This window comes from Streptomyces sp. NPDC007991 (assembly GCF_042958445.1).
GTDB lineage: Bacteria > Actinomycetota > Actinomycetes > Streptomycetales > Streptomycetaceae > Streptomyces.
Genome location: NZ_JBIBJD010000011.1, coordinates 169,435 through 185,886, shown reverse-complemented (window position 1 = coordinate 185,886; position 16,452 = coordinate 169,435). Strand labels below are relative to the sequence as shown.

The 16,452-nt window shown below is 70.8% G+C and carries 12 protein-coding genes; 4 read left to right on the top strand and 8 right to left on the bottom strand.

The genetic code is table 11. The annotated features are described in order from the left end of the window. Window position 1: 1 nt before the first annotated feature. Genes ACFZDA_RS30055 through ACFZDA_RS30045 form a run of 3 tightly spaced genes read right to left on the bottom strand, consistent with a single transcriptional unit; the run spans window position 2 to window position 2,785 of the window. Window positions 2-913 (bottom strand): ATP-binding cassette domain-containing protein, encoded by a 912-nt coding sequence (locus ACFZDA_RS30055; RefSeq protein ID WP_391087665.1) that lies wholly within the window; start codon window positions 911-913, stop codon window positions 2-4. Continuing rightward, the gene (locus ACFZDA_RS30050) at window positions 910-1,827 is read right to left on the bottom strand and encodes an ABC transporter permease (protein ID WP_391087662.1); all 918 of its coding nucleotides are present in this window, start codon (window positions 1,825-1,827) and stop codon (window positions 910-912) included. The genes ACFZDA_RS30055 and ACFZDA_RS30050 overlap by 4 nt, the downstream gene beginning before the upstream one ends. After that, window positions 1,817-2,785 (bottom strand): ATP-binding cassette domain-containing protein, encoded by a 969-nt coding sequence (locus tag ACFZDA_RS30045; RefSeq protein WP_391088101.1) that lies wholly within the window; start codon window positions 2,783-2,785, stop codon window positions 1,817-1,819. The genes ACFZDA_RS30050 and ACFZDA_RS30045 overlap by 11 nt, the downstream gene beginning before the upstream one ends. Window positions 2,786-2,976: 191 nt before the next feature. On the opposite strand from ACFZDA_RS30045, the gene ACFZDA_RS30040 reads away from it, so the two are divergent. The 4 genes from ACFZDA_RS30040 to ACFZDA_RS30025 all read left to right on the top strand — a co-directional run bounded on the left by ACFZDA_RS30040 (window position 2,977) and on the right by ACFZDA_RS30025 (window position 7,401). Next, a complete protein-coding gene (locus ACFZDA_RS30040) occupies window positions 2,977-4,734 on the top strand; it encodes an SDR family oxidoreductase (RefSeq protein WP_391087659.1) in 1,758 nt (585 codons plus the stop codon). A gap of 138 nt (window positions 4,735-4,872) precedes the next feature. Continuing rightward, window positions 4,873-5,421: an RNA 2'-phosphotransferase gene (locus ACFZDA_RS30035; RefSeq protein WP_391087656.1), complete on the top strand. Its 549-nt coding sequence runs from the start codon at window positions 4,873-4,875 to the stop codon at window positions 5,419-5,421. Window positions 5,422-5,504: 83 nt separating this feature from the next. After that, entirely contained in the window at window positions 5,505-6,407 is a 903-nt protein-coding gene (locus tag ACFZDA_RS30030) for an LLM class flavin-dependent oxidoreductase (RefSeq protein WP_391087653.1), read from the top strand. A gap of 106 nt (window positions 6,408-6,513) precedes the next feature. Then, on the top strand, window positions 6,514-7,401 hold the full coding sequence (locus ACFZDA_RS30025; protein WP_391087651.1) for a Cof-type HAD-IIB family hydrolase: 888 nt from the start codon (window positions 6,514-6,516) through the stop codon (window positions 7,399-7,401). A gap of 50 nt (window positions 7,402-7,451) precedes the next feature. Here the strand turns inward: ACFZDA_RS30025 and ACFZDA_RS30020 are convergent, their stop codons facing one another. The 5 genes from ACFZDA_RS30020 to hisC form a co-directional block, all read right to left on the bottom strand. Then, window positions 7,452-8,510 (bottom strand): peptidoglycan DD-metalloendopeptidase family protein, encoded by a 1,059-nt coding sequence (locus ACFZDA_RS30020; protein WP_391087648.1) that lies wholly within the window; start codon window positions 8,508-8,510, stop codon window positions 7,452-7,454. Between the two features lie 210 nt (window positions 8,511-8,720). Further along, window positions 8,721-12,218, bottom strand: coding sequence for a thiol reductant ABC exporter subunit CydD (gene cydD / locus ACFZDA_RS30015; RefSeq protein WP_391087645.1), 3,498 nt, complete (start codon window positions 12,216-12,218; stop codon window positions 8,721-8,723). 12 nt (window positions 12,219-12,230) lie between these two features. Continuing rightward, the gene (gene cydB / locus ACFZDA_RS30010; RefSeq protein WP_391087642.1) at window positions 12,231-13,235 is read right to left on the bottom strand and encodes a cytochrome d ubiquinol oxidase subunit II; all 1,005 of its coding nucleotides are present in this window, start codon (window positions 13,233-13,235) and stop codon (window positions 12,231-12,233) included. A 20-nt stretch (window positions 13,236-13,255) separates the two neighbouring features. Then, window positions 13,256-14,764, bottom strand: a complete 1,509-nt coding sequence (locus ACFZDA_RS30005) for a cytochrome ubiquinol oxidase subunit I (protein ID WP_391087639.1) — start codon at window positions 14,762-14,764, stop codon at window positions 13,256-13,258. 197 nt (window positions 14,765-14,961) lie between these two features. Continuing rightward, window positions 14,962-16,041 (bottom strand): histidinol-phosphate transaminase, encoded by a 1,080-nt coding sequence (hisC, locus tag ACFZDA_RS30000; protein ID WP_391087636.1) that lies wholly within the window; start codon window positions 16,039-16,041, stop codon window positions 14,962-14,964. Between the last annotated feature and the right edge of the window lie 411 nt (window positions 16,042-16,452).

The following is a 16,452-nucleotide window of genomic DNA, read 5'->3' as shown; positions in this document are numbered from 1 at the left end:
CCTACGCCGCGACGAGGTACGAGAAGACGGACTCGAGGGACTCGTCGGACGGCGAGACCGTGAGCAGCCGGATGCCGTGGTCCCTGGCCACCCGCGGCAGCAGGGCCGTGAAGCGGCCGAAGTCGACGGCCTGGATGCGCAGCGCGCCCTCGGCGAGGTCGACCTCGATGCCGGACGTCGACGGGTCGGCGATCAGCGCGGCCGCGAGGGCACGGTCGTCGCTGGAGCGCACCAGGTAGCGGTGCGGCCGGTCGGTCATCAGGCGGCGGATCTTGCGGAAGTCGCCGCTGGCGGCGTGCCGGCCGGCGACGACGACCTCGATGTGCCAGGCGAGTTGCTCGACCTCTTCGAGGATGTGGGACGAGAACAGCACCGTGCGGCCCTCGTCGCCCATGCGCCGCAGCAGGTCCATGAGCTGCATGCGCTGGCGCGGGTCCATGCCGTTGAAGGGCTCGTCCAGCAGGAGCAGGGAGGGGTCGTGGACGAGGGCGGAGGCCATCTTGACGCGCTGGCGCATGCCCTTGGAGTACGTCTGGATCTTGCGGTCCTGCGCGTACTCCATCTCGACCGTGGCGAGCGCCTTCTGGGCCGCCTTGGCGCCCAGGCCGTGCAGTTCGGCGTTGGCGAGGACGAACTCCTTTCCCGTGAGGAAGTCGTACATCGCCTCCCGCTCGGGCACGACGCCGATCTGCCGGTAGATCCGCTCGTTGCGCCACACGGCCTGGCCGTCGAGGGTGACCGTGCCGGTGGAGGGGGCCAGGAAGCCGCCCATCATGTTGATGAGGGTGGACTTGCCGGCGCCGTTGGGGCCGAGCAGGCCCGTGACGCCGGGGCCGACGGTCATGGTGATGTCGTTGACGGCGACCACGTTGCCGAACCAGCGGGAGACATGGTCGATGTTGAGCGTGGTCACAGTCCCACCTTCTTGTAGCGGCGCATCAGGAGGCCGTAGCTCGCCGCGATCAGGCCCAGGGCGACGATGACGTAGACGACGCCTTCGGCGGTGCTCGGGCCCACCCCGCTGGGGGAGGCGGAGGTCGCGCCCAGGAACGCGGACTGCACACCGTCGACGACCGTGATCGGCGAGAACAGTCCGATCCACGGCACGGCGTCGCCGCTGCCCTGTGCGTCGGCGATGGCCTGGAGGGTGGAGACCGCGCCGTAGGTGATGGTCAGCACGGCGATCACGGCCGCGATGCCGAAGCCGCGGCGCGGGGTGAAGGAGGCGATGACCAGGCCGATGCCGGCGAACAGCAGTGAGAGCAGTGCCACGGAGACGAGTCCTTGAGCGAATCCCTTGGTCTGGTCGGCGAAGTCGAGCTTCGCCAGCAGCGCGCCCACGTAGAGCACGATCAGGGGTGCGGCCGTGAGGATGAACAGCGCCGAGGCGAGCGCCGCGAACTTGGCGCGGACGTAGTCGGCGGTCTCGATCGGCCGCGAGAAGTACAGCGGCACGGTCTTGAAGCGCAGGTCGCGCGAGACGGACTGGGGTGCCTGCGAGGCGACGTACAGGCTGATGACCGCCTGCATGATGATCGCGTAGCGCGTGTAGTCGACGGGCAGGGCTTTGGCCTTGGTGAAGACCGCGACGGCGACCATGATGGCCGCGGGCACGCACATCACCACGAACAGCAGCATCGGCAGCACCTTGGACTTCACCGAGCGGCCGAGGCCGTAGGAGCCGCGCAGGGACTGCGAGTACAGGGAGCGGCGGGCGTAGGCGCGGCCCAGGCGGGGGCCGTCGTAGCTGCGGTAGCCGATGTTGTGGATGCGGGTCTGGTCACCCGGAGCCGGGGCGGATGTCCCCGTGGAGTGCTCAACCGCCATGGCCGACCGCCTCCTTCCGCTGCTCGTGCTGGTCACTGGTGGTGAAGACCTCGGAGATGTGGTGCCGGCGCTGCTCCATGCGCACCAGGCCGAGCCCGAGGTCCGCGATCACGTCCCGGACCAGGTCGTACGTCTCCTCGCCCTGGGCGGTGAGCAGCAGGATGTGGCCGGCGCCCGGCAGGCCGCTGCCGTCCTCGACGCTCACCCCGCGCGCGTGCAGCGCCTCGCGCATCGCGCGGGTGCCGTCCGGGTGCTCGTCGGTGTCGGTGACCTCGATCGCGAGGGTCGTGGTGGTCTGGGTGAAGTCCGTGGTGGAGCTGGAGCGCAGGAGCTTGCCGCCGTCGACGACCACGACGTGGTCGCAGGTGCGCTCCAGTTCGCCCAGCAGGTGGGAGGTGACCAGGACCGAGATGCCGAAGTCGGTGTGGATCCGGCGGATCAGGCCGAGCATCTCGTCGCGGCCGACCGGGTCGAGGCCGTTGGTGGGCTCGTCCAGGAAGACCAGCTGCGGGTCGTGCACGAGGGCCTGGGCGAGCTTCACGCGCTGCTTCATGCCGGTGGAGTAGCCGCCGATGGGGCGGTAGCGCTCCTCGTACAGGCCGACGTGCCGCAGGGTGTCGGCGGTGCGCTCGCGTGCGGCGGTGGGCGGCAGGCCGGACATGCGCGCCATGTGGACGACGAACTCGGTGGCCGAGACGTCCGGCGGCAGACAGTCGTGCTCGGGCATGTAGCCGACGCGCTCGCGGATGTCGGCGCCCTTGGTGGCGACGTCGAGGCCGAGCACTTCGGCGCGGCCCTCGGTGGCGGGGGACAGACCCAGCAGGATCTTGATCAGTGTGGACTTGCCGGCTCCGTTGGCTCCGACGAGTCCGGTCACACCGGGCCCGACGTCCACGGAGAGCCGGTCAAGAGCGGTCACCCTGGGGAACCGCTTGCTCAGGCTTTCGGTCGCGATCACAGTCACGCTTCGAAGATAGGGGCGGCGACCGTGGCGGTCGTCACTCCGCAGAGCTGTCTTCGGGTCAACCTGGAGTAGTACGGGCCCTTAGGGGACCTGGTTCTTGAGAGTTACCACGACCGGGACGACACCGGTGACCCGCCCGAGGGCACCCTATTGACGATGTCTCTAACAACTGCCAGATTCGCCGGATGACGTTGCTCACGGGCGCACGGGAGCGCCGGGTGCGGACCGGCGAGGTCGAGCTGTGCGTGGCCGAAGCAGGTGATCCGCGGCGGCCGACGGTGGTCCTGGTACACGGCTACCCCGACAGCAAAGAGGTGTGGTCCGAGGTCGCCGCGCGTCTCGCCGGGCACTTCCACGTGGTGGCGTACGACGTCCGCGGCCACGGGCGGTCGACGGCACCGCGGCCGCTGCGGGGCGGGTTCACACTGGAGAAGCTGACGGACGACTTCCTGGCCGTCGCGGACGCGGTCAGCCCGGACCGGCCCGTGCATCTGGTCGGGCACGACTGGGGCTCGGTGCAGGCCTGGGAGTTCACCACCGTCAAGCGCACCGAGGGCCGCATCGCCTCCTTCACCTCCATGTCCGGGCCGTCCCTGGACCACTTCGGCCACTGGATCAACCGGCGCGTGAAACGCCCCACCCCGCGCCGGGTCGGCCAGCTCCTCGGGCAGGGCGCCAGGTCCTGGTACGTGTACCTGCTGCACACGCCGGTGCTGCCCGAGCTGGCCTGGCGCGGCCCGCTCGGCAAGCGCTGGCCCCGGGTTCTGGAGCGCGTCGAGAAGGTGCCCCGGGGTGGTTACCCCACCTCGTCCCTGCCGTCGGACGCGGCACACGGGGTCTGGCTGTACCGGGACAACGTACGGCCCCGGCTGCGCAGGCCACGCACGGACGCGTACGCGCACGCGCCCGTGCAGATCGTGACGCCCCTGGAGGACCGGTTCCTGTCGGAGCGGCTCACCGACGAGCTGGAGCGGTGGGTTCCGCGGTTGACCCGCAGGACCGACCAGGCAGGGCACTGGATCCCTCGCACCCGTCCGGATCAGCTGGCTTCGTGGATCGAGGAGTTCGTGACGTCCGTGGAGAGCGGGCGCTCCCCGGCGGCGGCGCGCGGCCTCCACGCCCAGCGGTTCGGCGGGCAGCTCGTCCTGGTCACCGGGGCGGGCAGCGGCATCGGGCGGGCGACGGCGCTGGCGTTCGCGGAGAACGGCGCGCGCGTGGTCGCCGTCGACCGGAACGCGAAGGCGGCGGACCGTACCGCAGAGTCATGCCGTCTGACGGGCGCTCCGGCGGCCTGGGCGGAGACGGTCGACGTCTCCGACGAGCAGGCCATGGAGAAGCTCGCCGAGAAGGTCACCGCCCAGTACGGCGTGGTGGACGTCCTCGTGAACAACGCCGGGATCGGACTGTCCGGTTCCTTCTTCGACACCACGCCGGAGGACTGGAAGAAGGTCCTCGACGTCAACCTGTGGGGCGTGATCCACGGCTGCCGGCTCTTCGGGCGGCGGATGGCCGGGCGCGGGCAGGGCGGCCACATCGTCAACGTGGCCTCGGCGGCGGCGTACCAGCCGTCCCGGGCGCTGCCCGCGTACAGCACCTCCAAAGCGGCCGTCCTCATGCTCAGCGAGTGCCTGCGCGCGGAGCTCGCCGGGCGGGGCATCGGCGTGACCGCGGTCTGCCCCGGCTTTGTCAACACCGCCATCACGTCCACGGCGCACTTCGCCGGGGTCGACGCCGGCGAGGAGAAGCGGCTCCAGCAGCGTGCCGCCCGTCTGTACGGGCTGCGGAACTACCCGCCGGAGAAGGTCGCCGCCGCGATCGTGCGGGCGGTGGTACGCAACGAGGCGGTGGTCCCGGTCACGCCGGAGGCGCGGGGTGCCCGCTGGCTGTCGCGGCTGGCACCAGGGGCACTGCGGGGGATCGCACGGCTGAAGCCGCCGGTGTGACCCCAAGTCGCCTGATGTGAAGGCCAGTTGTCCACAGACTCCCCGAATTCGCCTGTGGATAACACCCCTTGGCTGTGGATCAAACCTCCAGAGGGAAACTCAATCGCGTGATTCAGGTCTCTCCCGCACTCTGAGGGGATGGACGAAAGACGCACCATCAAGGTGTCGAAGTACCTCTCGAAGCATCTGCGCCACCAGCCGGAGCGGATCGGGCTGGCACTGGACGAGGGCGGCTGGGTCGAGATCGACACACTGATCGCCGCAGCCGCCGCCCATGGCTTCCGATTCACCCGTACCGAGCTGGACCACGTCGTCGCCACCAACGACAAGCGGCGTTTCGCCGTCGAGGGCACCCGGATCCGCGCCAGCCAGGGGCACAGCGTCGAGGTCGACCTCGGGCTGCCGACGGCGACCCCGCCCGCGTACCTCTACCACGGCACCGTCGCACGCAACCTGGACGCGATCCGGGCCGAGGGGCTCAGGCCGATGAACCGGCATGCCGTGCATCTCTCATCCGACCGCGAGACGGCGACCCGCGTCGGTGCCCGCCGTGGCCGGCCGGTCGTGCTGGCCGTGGACGCGGCCGCCATGCACCGCGACGGCCACGTCTTCCAGGTGAGCGCGAACGGCGTGTGGCTCACCGAGGCCGTACCACCGCGGTATGTGCGTTTTCCCGGTCCTCACTGACGCGCGGTACGGGACGCGCCGCTCACGGTGGCTGTTTCACGTGAAACACGGGTCACCCGAGGCGCTCCCTTAGGCTCGATGCCATGAGTCTGCGTCTGAGCACCGTGATCCTCCCCTATCGCCGCTGGCAGGAAGGCGGTCGTGCGGCCTGGACGCGTGCCGAGCAGCTCGGCTTCCACACCGCGTACACCTACGACCACCTGTCGTGGCGCAGCTTCCGGGACGGCCCCTGGTTCGGCGCCGTACCGACCCTCACCGCCGCCGCGACCATCACCGACCGGCTGCGGCTGGGCACTCTGGTGACCTCGCCGAACTTCCGGCACCCGGTGACCCTCGCCAAGGAGCTGATCTCCCTCGACGACATCTCCGGCGGGCGGGTCACCCTGGGCATCGGCGCGGGCGGCTCGGGCTTCGACGCCACCGCGCTCGGCCATGAGCCGTGGACCCCGCGCGAGCGCGCCGACCGCTTCGCCGAGTTCGTCCCGCTGCTCGACCGGCTGCTCAGCGAGGACGCGGTGTCGTACGAGGGCGACTTCTACTCGGCGCACGAGGCCCGGAACATCCCCGGCTGTGTGCAGCGCCCCAGGCTGCCGTTCGCGGTGGCCGCGACCGGGCCGCGCGGCATGCGCCTGGCCGCACGGTACGGCCAGGCGTGGGTGACCACCGGTGACCCCAAGCTGTTCGAGAACGGCACTCCGGAACAGTCGGTTCAGGCCATCCGCAGGCAGGTGGACAAGCTCGCCGACACCTGCGCCGAGATCGGCCGGGACATGACCGGCCTCGACAAGGTCCTGCTCACCGGATTCACTCCGGACCGCGGCGGGCCGCTGCAGTCCCTGGACGCCTTCGTCGACTTCGCCGGCCGGCACCGGGAGCTGGGCTTCACGGAGATCGTGCTCCACTGGCCCATCCCCGACTCGCCCTTCGCGACGGACGAGAAGGCATTCGAGCAGATCGCCATGGAGGCTCCTGGGCAGTTGCGCTGAGGGCCTCGGTTGCTCTGAGGGCCTTGCGGGAAGCCCCGCTCGGGAACCGCCTGGTGAGGGCGGTATCCACTCACCTGTGCGGACTGCCGCACGCCCGTGCAGGCATATGCGGGACAATGGCCGGGTGATCTCAGCGACCCGACAGCCCGATACCCCGGCCGAGACCGTCCCACCGCGGCTGATCGCCACCGACCTCGACGGCACCCTGCTGCGCGACGACAAGTCGGTGTCCCCCCGCACGGTGGCCGCGCTCGCCGCCGCCGAGGAGGCGGGCATCGAGGTCTTCTTCGTCACCGGCCGCCCGGCCCGCTGGATGGACGTCGTCAGCGACCACGTGCACGGCCACGGCCTGGCGATCTGCGGCAACGGCGCCGCCGTGGTCGACCTGCACGGCGGCCCCGGCTCCCACCGGTTCGTGAAGGTACGGGAGCTGGAACGGGCGAACGCGCTGGACGCCGTACGGCTGTTGCGTGACGCGGCTCCGGGCACGGTGTACGCGGTGGAGCAGACGTACGGCTTCTACCAGGAACCGGCCTATCCGAAGCTCCACATGGAGATCCCCGACAGCCTCGCCCCCGCGGAGGACCTGCTGTCTGCGGACCACCGCGCGGCCGCGGAGCCGGTGCTGAAGATCCTGGCCTACCACCCAGAGATGGACCCCGACGCCTTCCTGACCCTGGCCCGGCTCGCCATCGGTGACCGGGCCAACGTCACCCGCTCCAGCCCCAGTGCGCTGCTCGAGATCAGCGGCCCCGGGGTGTCCAAGGCCAGCACACTCGCCCTGTGCTGCGCCGAGCGGGGCATCTCGCACGAACAGGTCGTCGCCTTCGGTGACATGCCGAACGACGTCGAGATGCTGACCTGGGCGGGCCGGTCCTACGCGATGGGCAACGCCCACCCGGACGTGATCGCCGCTGCCTCGGGACGGACGGTCGCGAACAACGAGGACGGCGTGGCGGTAGTGATCGAGCGGCTGCTCACGGAACTGCCGTAGCCGGCGCGGCTGGAGGTGTGACTGCGGTGCGGCCGCGGCTCTCGCCCGGGTCAGAGCGACACCCCCCGCGCCGCCAGCCACGACACCGGATTCACGGACGAGCCCATGTCCGGGGTGACCCTGGCCTCGAAGTGCAGGTGCGGTCCGGTGGAGTTGCCCGTGGTGCCCGACTGGCCGATCCACTGTCCGGGTTCGACGTGTTCCCCCTGGTCGACCGCGACGGATGCGAGATGGGCGTACTGCGTGTAGTAGCCGCCCGCGTGCCTGAGCACGATCTCGATGCCGAAGGCACCCCCGCAGGACACCTTCACCACCCGGCCCGCGCCCACGGCCCGCACCGGCGTGCCGATCGGCACCGCGAAGTCCTGCCCGGTGTGCCGGCTCGACCACCGAGTACCGCCGCTGCCGTAGGACGCCGACAGCTCGTACGTCTCCACGGGCGCGACCCACGCGGTCGTCAACCCCGTCTCCGGCTGGTCGAGCCGCACGGACCCGCGGCATGCCCCGGCGGCGACCGAGGCGTCCGCCTGCCCCTGGAGCTGCGAGCGTGCCGTTTCCAGCTTCTGCTCGATGTCCGCCTTGAGGGCGGCGAGTTGGGTGTTCCGTTTCTCCAGCGCCTGCCACTGGGCCGCGGCCTTGGCCTCGTCCGCGGCGAGCCGTGCCTCGGCCCGGCGGTTCTTGGAGATCGCGTTGTTCACGGCGAGATTCGTCTGCGAGAAGGCGTGCTGGCCCCGCATCAGTTCGTCTGGGCTGTCGGCGAGGATCAGCTGCGCGGCCACCGGCAGGCCACCGCTGGAGCGGTACTGGGCACGGGCGATCCGGCCCAGGTCCTCGTGCAGGGCCGCGATGTGCCGCCGCTGACCGTCCAGGAGTTCCTCGGCCCGCTGGGCTCTGCCCCGTTGCTTCTCGGCCTCTTGGCGCCCCGCCTCGTACTGCTGCGTCGCCACGGCGGCCTCCTCGTACAGCCGCGCCACCTCGGCGCTGAGCCCGGCGTCCCCGCCGGTGCCGTTCCCGGGTTCCTTGTGCGCCGCCGTCGGCCGGGCCGCGAGCACCGCCAGCGCGCACAGCAGAACCGGAACCAGCAGCCGATGGCGGCGATATGAACGCATGTCAGTGATCGTCACCCGGCCCGGCCGCCCTGGCCCTGTTCACCTCGTGCGCCCGGGGGACCGACTGCCCCGAACGGCTCAGTGCGGCGCCGGTCGGGCCCTGCAAAGGCGCGGCCCGGTGCTGCGCCCGTCAGGCCCCGCGAAGGGGCGGCTGGTTGCGGGCCGGTCGGACCCCGCTGAGGCGCGGCCGGCTGCGGGCCGGTCGGGCCGCTAAGGCGTAGCCATCAGCGACTCCGACGCCGCCTCCCGCTCCGCCATCTCCCGCAACGGCCCGTCCACGGCCACCAGCTCCGCGTACGCCCCACGCTGCACGACACGTCCCCGGTCCAGCACGATCACCTCGTCCACCGCCACCAGACCCGCCATGCGGTGCGTGATGAGCAGCGTCGTACGGCCCTTGGTGGCGGCCAGCAGGTCGGCGGTGAGCGCGTCGGCGGTCGGCAGGTCCAGGTGTTCGGCGGGCTCGTCGAGCACCAGGACGGGGAAGTCGGCGAGGAGTGCCCGGGCCAGCGCCAGCCGCTGCCGCTGGCCTCCCGACAGCCGCGTCCCGTGCTCGCCGACGAGCGTGTCGAGCCCGTCGGGCAGGCCGCCGGCCCAGTCCAGCAGCCGGGCCCGGCCGAGCGCGGCACGCAGGTCGTCCTCGGTGGCGTCCTTCCTGGCGAGCAGCAGGTTCTCGCGCAGCGAGCTGTCGAAGAGGTGCGCGTCCTGCGCGCACAGCCCGACGAGCCTGCGTACGTCGTCCCCGTCCAGCGCGTACGCGTCCACGCCCGCCAGCGTGTACGAGCCGGCGTCCGCGTCGAGGAAGCGCAGCAGCACCTGCGCCAGCGTCGTCTTGCCGGAGCCGGAGGGTCCGACCACGGCCACCCGGCGGCCCTCGTCGAGGGTCAGGTCAAGCCCGGCGAGCGCGTCCCGGTCCTGCCCCGTGTGCCGCGCGGAAAGCCCCTCGACGACGACCGGGAACGGCGACGCGGGCGCCTGCCGCGGCTGCTCGGGCTCCCCCACGGGCTCCGGGGCGTCCAGTACCTCGTACACCCGCTCGGCGCTCCGGCGCACCCGCTGCCGGTACTGCACGGCGAGCGGCAGCCCGAGCACGGCCTCGAAGGCGGCCAGCGGGGTGAGGACGACGACGGCCATGGTCACGCCGTCCAGCCGCCCGGCCGCGACCGCCTGTGCGCCGGCCAGAGCGGCGGCTGTGACGGTCAGGCCGGAGATCAGCGCGGTGAGCCCGTCGCCGAGTGCCGTGGCGGTGGCGGCACGCGACGCGATCCGGGTGAGGACGCGGTCGGCCTCGCGTGCCTCGGCGGTCCGGGCGGGCAGGGCACCAGCGACGGTCAGCTCGGCGGTTCCGGTGAGCAGATCGGCCACCCGCGTCGCGAGCACGCCACGGGCGGGCGCCAGCCGGTGCTCGGCCCGCCGCGCCACGGCACCCGTGACGAGCGGCACGCCCGCCCCCGCCGCCAGCAGCCCGGCCGCGAGCACGGCCCCGGCCTCGGGCAGCAGCCACGCCGTGAAACCGACGGACGCGGCCGACACGACGACGCCCGCCCCGGCCGGCAGCAGCCACCGCAGCCAGTAGTCCTGCAGCGCGTCCACGTCCGCGACCAGCCGGGTCAGCAGATCACCCCGTCGGGTCCGGCGCAGCCCTGCGGGCGCCAGCCGCTCCAGCCTGCGGAACACCGCGACCCGGGTGTCCGCCAGCATCCGCAGCACGGCGTCGTGCGAGACCAGCCGCTCGGCGTACCGGAACACGGCCCGTCCGATCCCGAAGGCCCGCGTCGCCGTCACGGCCACCATCAGATACAGCACGGGCGGCTGCTGCGAAGCCCGCGAGATCAGCCACCCTGAGGTGGCCATGAGCCCTACGGCACTCCCGAGCGCGAGGCTCCCCAGCAGCAGGGCGAGTCCCAGCCGCCCGCGCCGGGCACCGGACATGGCGCGGACGCGCCCGAGGACGCCGCCACCCGAAGCGGGCCGGCCGCCGGGTTCCGCAGGAGAGACCGCGGCGGACACCTCGGCCTCGACGGAAACCGTCCCGGCAATCGGGACCGCTGCGGACCCGGCAGGCACCACGGCGGTCTCGGGCTCCGTCAGCCGCACCACCCGGTCCGCTACCCCCAGCAGCGCCGGCCGGTGCACCACGAGCAGCACCGTCCGCCCGGCCGCGAGCCGCCGTACGGCGGCCACGACCTCGGCCTCCGTGGCTCCGTCCAGCGCGGCCGTCGGCTCGTCGAGCAGCAGCACGGGCCGGTCCGCGAGGAACGCCCGGGCCAGCGCGAGCCGCTGCCGCTGCCCGGCGGACAGTCCGGCCCCGTCCTCGCCGAGCACGGTGCCCGTGCCCTCGGGCAGCGCGTCCACGAACTCCAGCGCCCCGGCGTCCCGCAGCGCCCGCCGTACGGCGTCGTCGTCGGCGTCCGGCCGCGCCAGCCGTACGTTCTCGGCGATCGTCCCGGCGTACAGATGCGGCCGCTGCGGCACCCAGGCGATCCGGGACCGCCACTTCTCCAGGTCCACGTCGGCGAGGTCGGCTCCCCCGACCCGCACCCGTCCCCCGGCCGGTGGCACGAATCCGAGCAGGACGTTCAGCAGCGTCGACTTGCCGGCACCGCTCGGCCCGACCAGCGCGACCGTCTCCCCGGGCTCGACGGTGAAGGACACGTGCGACACCGCGTCCGCCTGCCGCCCCGGGTAGCGGACGGTCACTCCCTCGAAGGCCAGCGCACCCGCCGGCACGTCCCCGGATCCCGAGGCAGGCACGGGCGTCTGGAGAACCTCGAAGATCTCCTCGGCCGCGGCGAGCCCCTCCGCCGCCGCGTGGTACTGCGCCCCGACCTGCCGCAACGGCAGATATGCCTCCGGCGCCAGGATCAGGATGACCAGGCCGATATACAGGTCCATCTCGCCGTGCACCAGCCGCATGCCGATCGTCACGGCGACCAGCGCCACCGAGATCGTCGCGAGCAGCTCCAGCGCGAACGAGGAGATGAAGGCGATCCGCAGCGTCCGCATGGTGGCCTGCCGGTACTCGCCGGTGATCCGCCGGATCGACTCGGCCTGCGCCTTGGCCCGTCCGAAGACCTTCAGCGTCGGCAGCCCCGCGACGACGTCCAGGAAGTGTCCGGACAGCCGCGACAGCAGCCGCCACTGACGGTCCATCCGGGACTGCGTGGCCCAGCCGATCAGCACCATGAAGACAGGAATGAGCGGCAGGGTGCCCACGATGATGGCCGCGGAGACCCAGTCCTCGGTGACGATCCGCGCCAGCACCGCCACCGGCACGACCACCGCGAGACCCAGCTGCGGCAGATACCGCGAGAAGTAGTCGTCGAGGGCGTCGACACCCCGGGTGGCCAGGGCGACCAGCGAACCGGTGCGCTGCCCGCTCAGCCAGCCCGGCCCCAGCTGAGCGGAACGCTCCAGCAACCGCCCCCGCAGCTCGGACTTCACCGCCGCGCTCGCCCGGTGCGCGGCGAGCTCCGTGAGCCAGCCGACCAGCGCCCGGCCGACCGCGACGGCGGCCAACAGCAGCAGGGGAGTGCCGAGGTCGGACACCGCCATGCGGTGCTGGAACGCCCCGACCACCACCTCGGCGATGAGCATCGCCTGCGCGATGACCAGCACCGCCCCGACGGCACCCAGGGCGACGACCGCGACGAGGAAGACGCGGGTCGCACGGGCGTACCGGAGCAGACGCGGATCGATTGGTTTCACGTGAAACACACCTCAGTGCCCAGTCTCGGCGATGTGCTGCGTCCCGATCCGCTTGCGGAACACCCAGTACGTCCAGCCCTGGTAGAGCATCACGATGGGAGTGGCGACCGCCGCGCACCAGGTCATGATCTTCAGCGTGTACGGGCTGGACGACGCGTTGGTGACCGTCAGGCTCCAGTCCGGGTTGAGCGTCGACGGCATGACGTTGGGGAACAGCGTCAGGAACAGCATCGCCACCGTGGCCACGATGGTGAGCCCCGACAGGGCGAAGGCCCAGCCCTCACGCCCCGCCCGCGCCGCGACCAAGGCCACCACGAGCGACGCCACCGCCACGGCCACCGCGACGAGCGACGCCCCGTCACCCCGGTCGGACTGCGTCCACAACAGGAACGCGAGGGCCAGCAGGGCGGTCACCGACCCGACCCTCAGCGCCAGCTTCCGCGCCCGCTCCCGGATCTCCCCGACCGTCTTGAGCCCGACGAACACCGTCCCGTGGAAGGTGAACAGCGCCAGCGTGACCAGACCGCCGAGCAGGGCGTACGGGTTGAGCAGGTCCAGGACGCCACCGGCGTAGTTGAAGTCCTGGTCGATCTTCACGCCCCGCACGATGTTGCCGAAGGCCACACCCCACAGGAAGGCGGGGATCAGCGAGGTCCAGAAGATCGCCGTCTCCCAGTTGCGCTGCCAGTGCTCCTCGGGCCGCTTGGCGCGGTACTCGAAGGCCACACCCCGGACGATGAGGCAGACCAGGATGAGCAGCAGCGGCAGGTAGAAGCCGGAGAAGAGCGTGGCGTACCACTCCGGGAAGGCGGCGAAGGTGGCACCGCCCGCGGACAGCAGCCACACCTCGTTGCCGTCCCAGACGGGGCCGATGGTGTTGATCAGCACCCGCTTCTCGGGCCGGTCGCGGGCGAGCAGCTTCGTGAGCACACCGACCCCGAAGTCGAAGCCCTCCAGGAAGAAGTAGCCGGTCCACAGGACGGCGATCAGAACGAACCAGACGTCGTGCAGTTCCATGACTGTGCAGCTCCCTCGGCCTAGTACGAGAAGGCCATCGGCTTGTCGGCGTCACGGGACTCGCCGCCGATCTTCGTGGGCGGGTTGAGGTCGGCCTCGGTGAGCTCCGGCGGGCCCGCCTTGACGTACTTGACCAGCAGCTTGACCTCGACGACGGCGAGGATCGCGTACAGCGTGGTGAAGACGATCATCGAGGTGATGACCTCGGCCTGGGAGACACCGGGGGAGACCGCGTGACGGGTCTGGAGCACGCCGTAGACGACCCACGGCTGGCGGCCCATCTCGGTGAAGATCCAGCCCCAGGAGCTGGCGATCAACGGGAAGCCCAGGGTGAGGATCGCGATGCGCCAGTACCACCTGGTGAGGGTCGGACCGAGGGCCTTCCTCGGCAGGAGGACGAGATGCGGCACCTCGTCCTCGCCCACCCGCAGATGCTGCGGCAGCATGAACTTCTTGCGGGTCAGCCACAGCCCGGCCAGACCGATGGCGAACGACGTCATGCCGAAGCCGATCATCCACCGGAAGCCCCAGTAGGCGACGGGGATGTTGGGCCGGTAGTCACCGGGTCCGTACTTCTCCTGCTCGGCCTTGTTGACGTCGTTGATGCCGGGCACGTACGAGGTGAAGTCGTCCTTGGCGAGGAAGGACAGCAGTCCGGGGATCTCGATGGCGACCTTGTTGTGCCCCTTGTCGACGTCGCCGACGGCGAAGATCGAGAAGGGCGCCGGCTTCTCGCCGTCCCACAGCGCCTCGGCAGCGGCCATCTTCATCGGCTGCTGCTGGTACATGATCTTTCCCAGGGTGTCACCGCTGACCGCGGTGAGCAGACCGCCGATGACGACGGTGACGAGGCCCAGCCGCAGCGAGGTCTTCATCACGGGGACGTGCTTCTTGCGGGCCAGGTGGAAGGCGGCGATGCCGACCATGAAGGCGCCGCCGGTGAGGAACGCCGCGGTGAGCGTGTGGAAGACCTGGGCGAGCGCGGTGTTCTGGGTGAGCACCAGCCAGAAGTCGGTGAGCTCGGCCCGGCCCTTCGCCTCGTTGATCCGGTAGCCGACCGGGTGCTGCATCCAGGAGTTGGCCGCGAGGATGAAGTACGCCGACAGGATCGTGCCGATCGAGACCATCCATATGCAGGCCAGGTGAATCTTCTTCGGCAGCTTGTCCCAGCCGAAGATCCACAGGCCGATGAAGGTGGACTCGAAGAAGAAGGCGATCAGGGCCTCGAAGGCGAGCGGCGCACCGAAGACGTCACCGACAAAACGCGAGTAGTCGGACCAGTTCATGCCGAACTGGAACTCCTGCACGATGCCGGTGACCACACCCATCGCGATGTTGATCAGGAAGAGCTTGCCCCAGAACTTCGTCGCCTGGAGGTACTTCTCCTTCTCCGTCCGCACCCACGCGGTCTGCAGTCCGGCCGTCAGGGCGGCCAGCGAGATCGTCAGGGGGACGAACAGAAAGTGGTAGACGGTGGTGATGCCGAACTGCCATCGCGCCAGGGTCTCCGGCGCCAGAGCCAGGTCCACGTCGCCGCTCCTTACAACCGCTTGTGAAAGCGTTCACATTCACAAGCCATTATGCAGCACGATGTTTCGAGTCCTGGAGGGGGCCCCTGTCTCCCCCGTCACAGTCAACCCCTTGGCCGGACCTTGTCGGTTTCACGTGAAACAGATGAGCCGGCCGACGACCAGCGCCGACCGGCTCACCCAACGGTTCTCGGCTCCTAGAGCTCCTTGCGAAACCCTTCCGCCACCTTCAGGAAGATGTCGTTCGCCTCTGTCTCCCCGACCGTCACCCGCACTCCCTCACCCGGGAACGGCCGGATCACCACCCCCGCCTGCTCACACGTCTGCGCGAACGCGACCGTGCGCTCCCCCAGCCGCAGCCACACGAAGTTGGCCTGGGTCTCGGGCACCGTCCACCCCTGGGCGCGCAGCCCGTCGACCACGCGCGTGCGCTCACACACCAGCGAGCCGACCCGGCCGAGCAGTGCGTCCTCGGCACGCAGCGAGGCGATCGCCGCCTCCTGCGCGAGCTGGCTCACCCCGAACGGGACGGCCGTCTTGCGCAGCGCCGCAGCCACCGGCTCGTGGGCGATGGCGAACCCGACGCGCAGCCCGGCGAGGCCGTACGCCTTGGAGAAGGTCCGCAGGACGCAGACGTTGGGCCGGTCACGGTAGAGCTCGACACCGTCCGGGACCTCGGGGTCGCGGATGAACTCGCGATAGGCCTCGTCGAGCACCACCAGGACATCACCGGGCACCCGGTCGAGGAAGCGCTCCAGCTCCGCCCGCCGCACGACCGTGCCCGTCGGGTTGTTGGGGTTGCAGACGAAGATCAGCCGGGTCCGGTCGGTGATCGCGTCGGCCATCGCGTCGAGGTCGTGCACATCACCGGAGGTCAGCGGCACCTGCACCGATGTCGCGCCGCTGATCTGCGTGATGATCGGATACGCCTCGAAGGACCGCCAGGCGTAGATGACCTCGTCGCCGGGGCCGGAGGTGGCCTGGATCAGCTGCTGGGCGACACCGACCGACCCCGTGCCGGTGGCCAGGTGGGAGAGGGGCACGCCGAACCGCTCGGACAGCTCGTTCATCAGCGCCGTACAGGCCATGTCCGGGTAGCGGTTGAAGGTGCAGGCCGCCGCCGTCACCGTCTCCATCACGCCCGGCAGCGGCGGGTAGGGGTTCTCGTTGGAGGACAGCTTGTAGGCCACCGGCCCACCCGCCGCGGCTGGCTTGCCCGGCTTGTAGGTGGGGATCCCCTCCAGCTCGGCGCGCAGCCTCGGGCTCGTCTCGCTCACCGCAGTCCTCCTCGCGAAGACCGGCGGCCCATGACCGCCGCCGACATCCAATACTCCTCACCTTATGAGGATTCGCCGCCGCTGCGTATAGCCACGGCGGAGCGACGAAGACCCGCCTCGTGCGTCCCACCGGCACCGCTCGTACGTCCCACCGGCATCGCTCGCGGGTCCCACCCCCATCGCTCGCGGGCCCACCTGAATCAGGGGCATCGCCGCACGAAGGCGTACGAACTCAGGGGCGCGCCGCACATATATCTACGCGCCGGTGGTGCACGCCGTGGCGCGCATCCCCCGTGCAGGTGAGTTGAGACCTCTTCGCAACCTCGGCCACGTGGCAGGCCCGTGCGCGCCGACGAGTCACGTACTGGCATGTAGACCGTCAACACCCTTGTTTTCCCAAGCAATTGAGGT

Excerpts from the sequence above, each read along its gene's own strand:
- ACFZDA_RS30035 (WP_391087656.1), top strand. The coding sequence starts at position 4,873 with ATGGACGAAAGACGCACCATCAAGGTGTCGAAGTACCTCTCGAAGCAT.
- cydB (WP_391087642.1), bottom strand. The coding sequence starts at position 13,235 with ATGGAACTGCACGACGTCTGGTTCGTTCTGATCGCCGTCCTGTGGACC.
- ACFZDA_RS30025 (WP_391087651.1), top strand. The coding sequence starts at position 6,514 with ATGCGGGACAATGGCCGGGTGATCTCAGCGACCCGACAGCCCGATACC.
- ACFZDA_RS30030 (WP_391087653.1), top strand. The coding sequence starts at position 5,505 with ATGAGTCTGCGTCTGAGCACCGTGATCCTCCCCTATCGCCGCTGGCAG.
- ACFZDA_RS30040 (WP_391087659.1), top strand. The coding sequence starts at position 2,977 with ATGACGTTGCTCACGGGCGCACGGGAGCGCCGGGTGCGGACCGGCGAG.
- ACFZDA_RS30020 (WP_391087648.1), bottom strand. The coding sequence starts at position 8,510 with ATGCGTTCATATCGCCGCCATCGGCTGCTGGTTCCGGTTCTGCTGTGC.
- ACFZDA_RS30050 (WP_391087662.1), bottom strand. The coding sequence starts at position 1,827 with ATGGCGGTTGAGCACTCCACGGGGACATCCGCCCCGGCTCCGGGTGAC.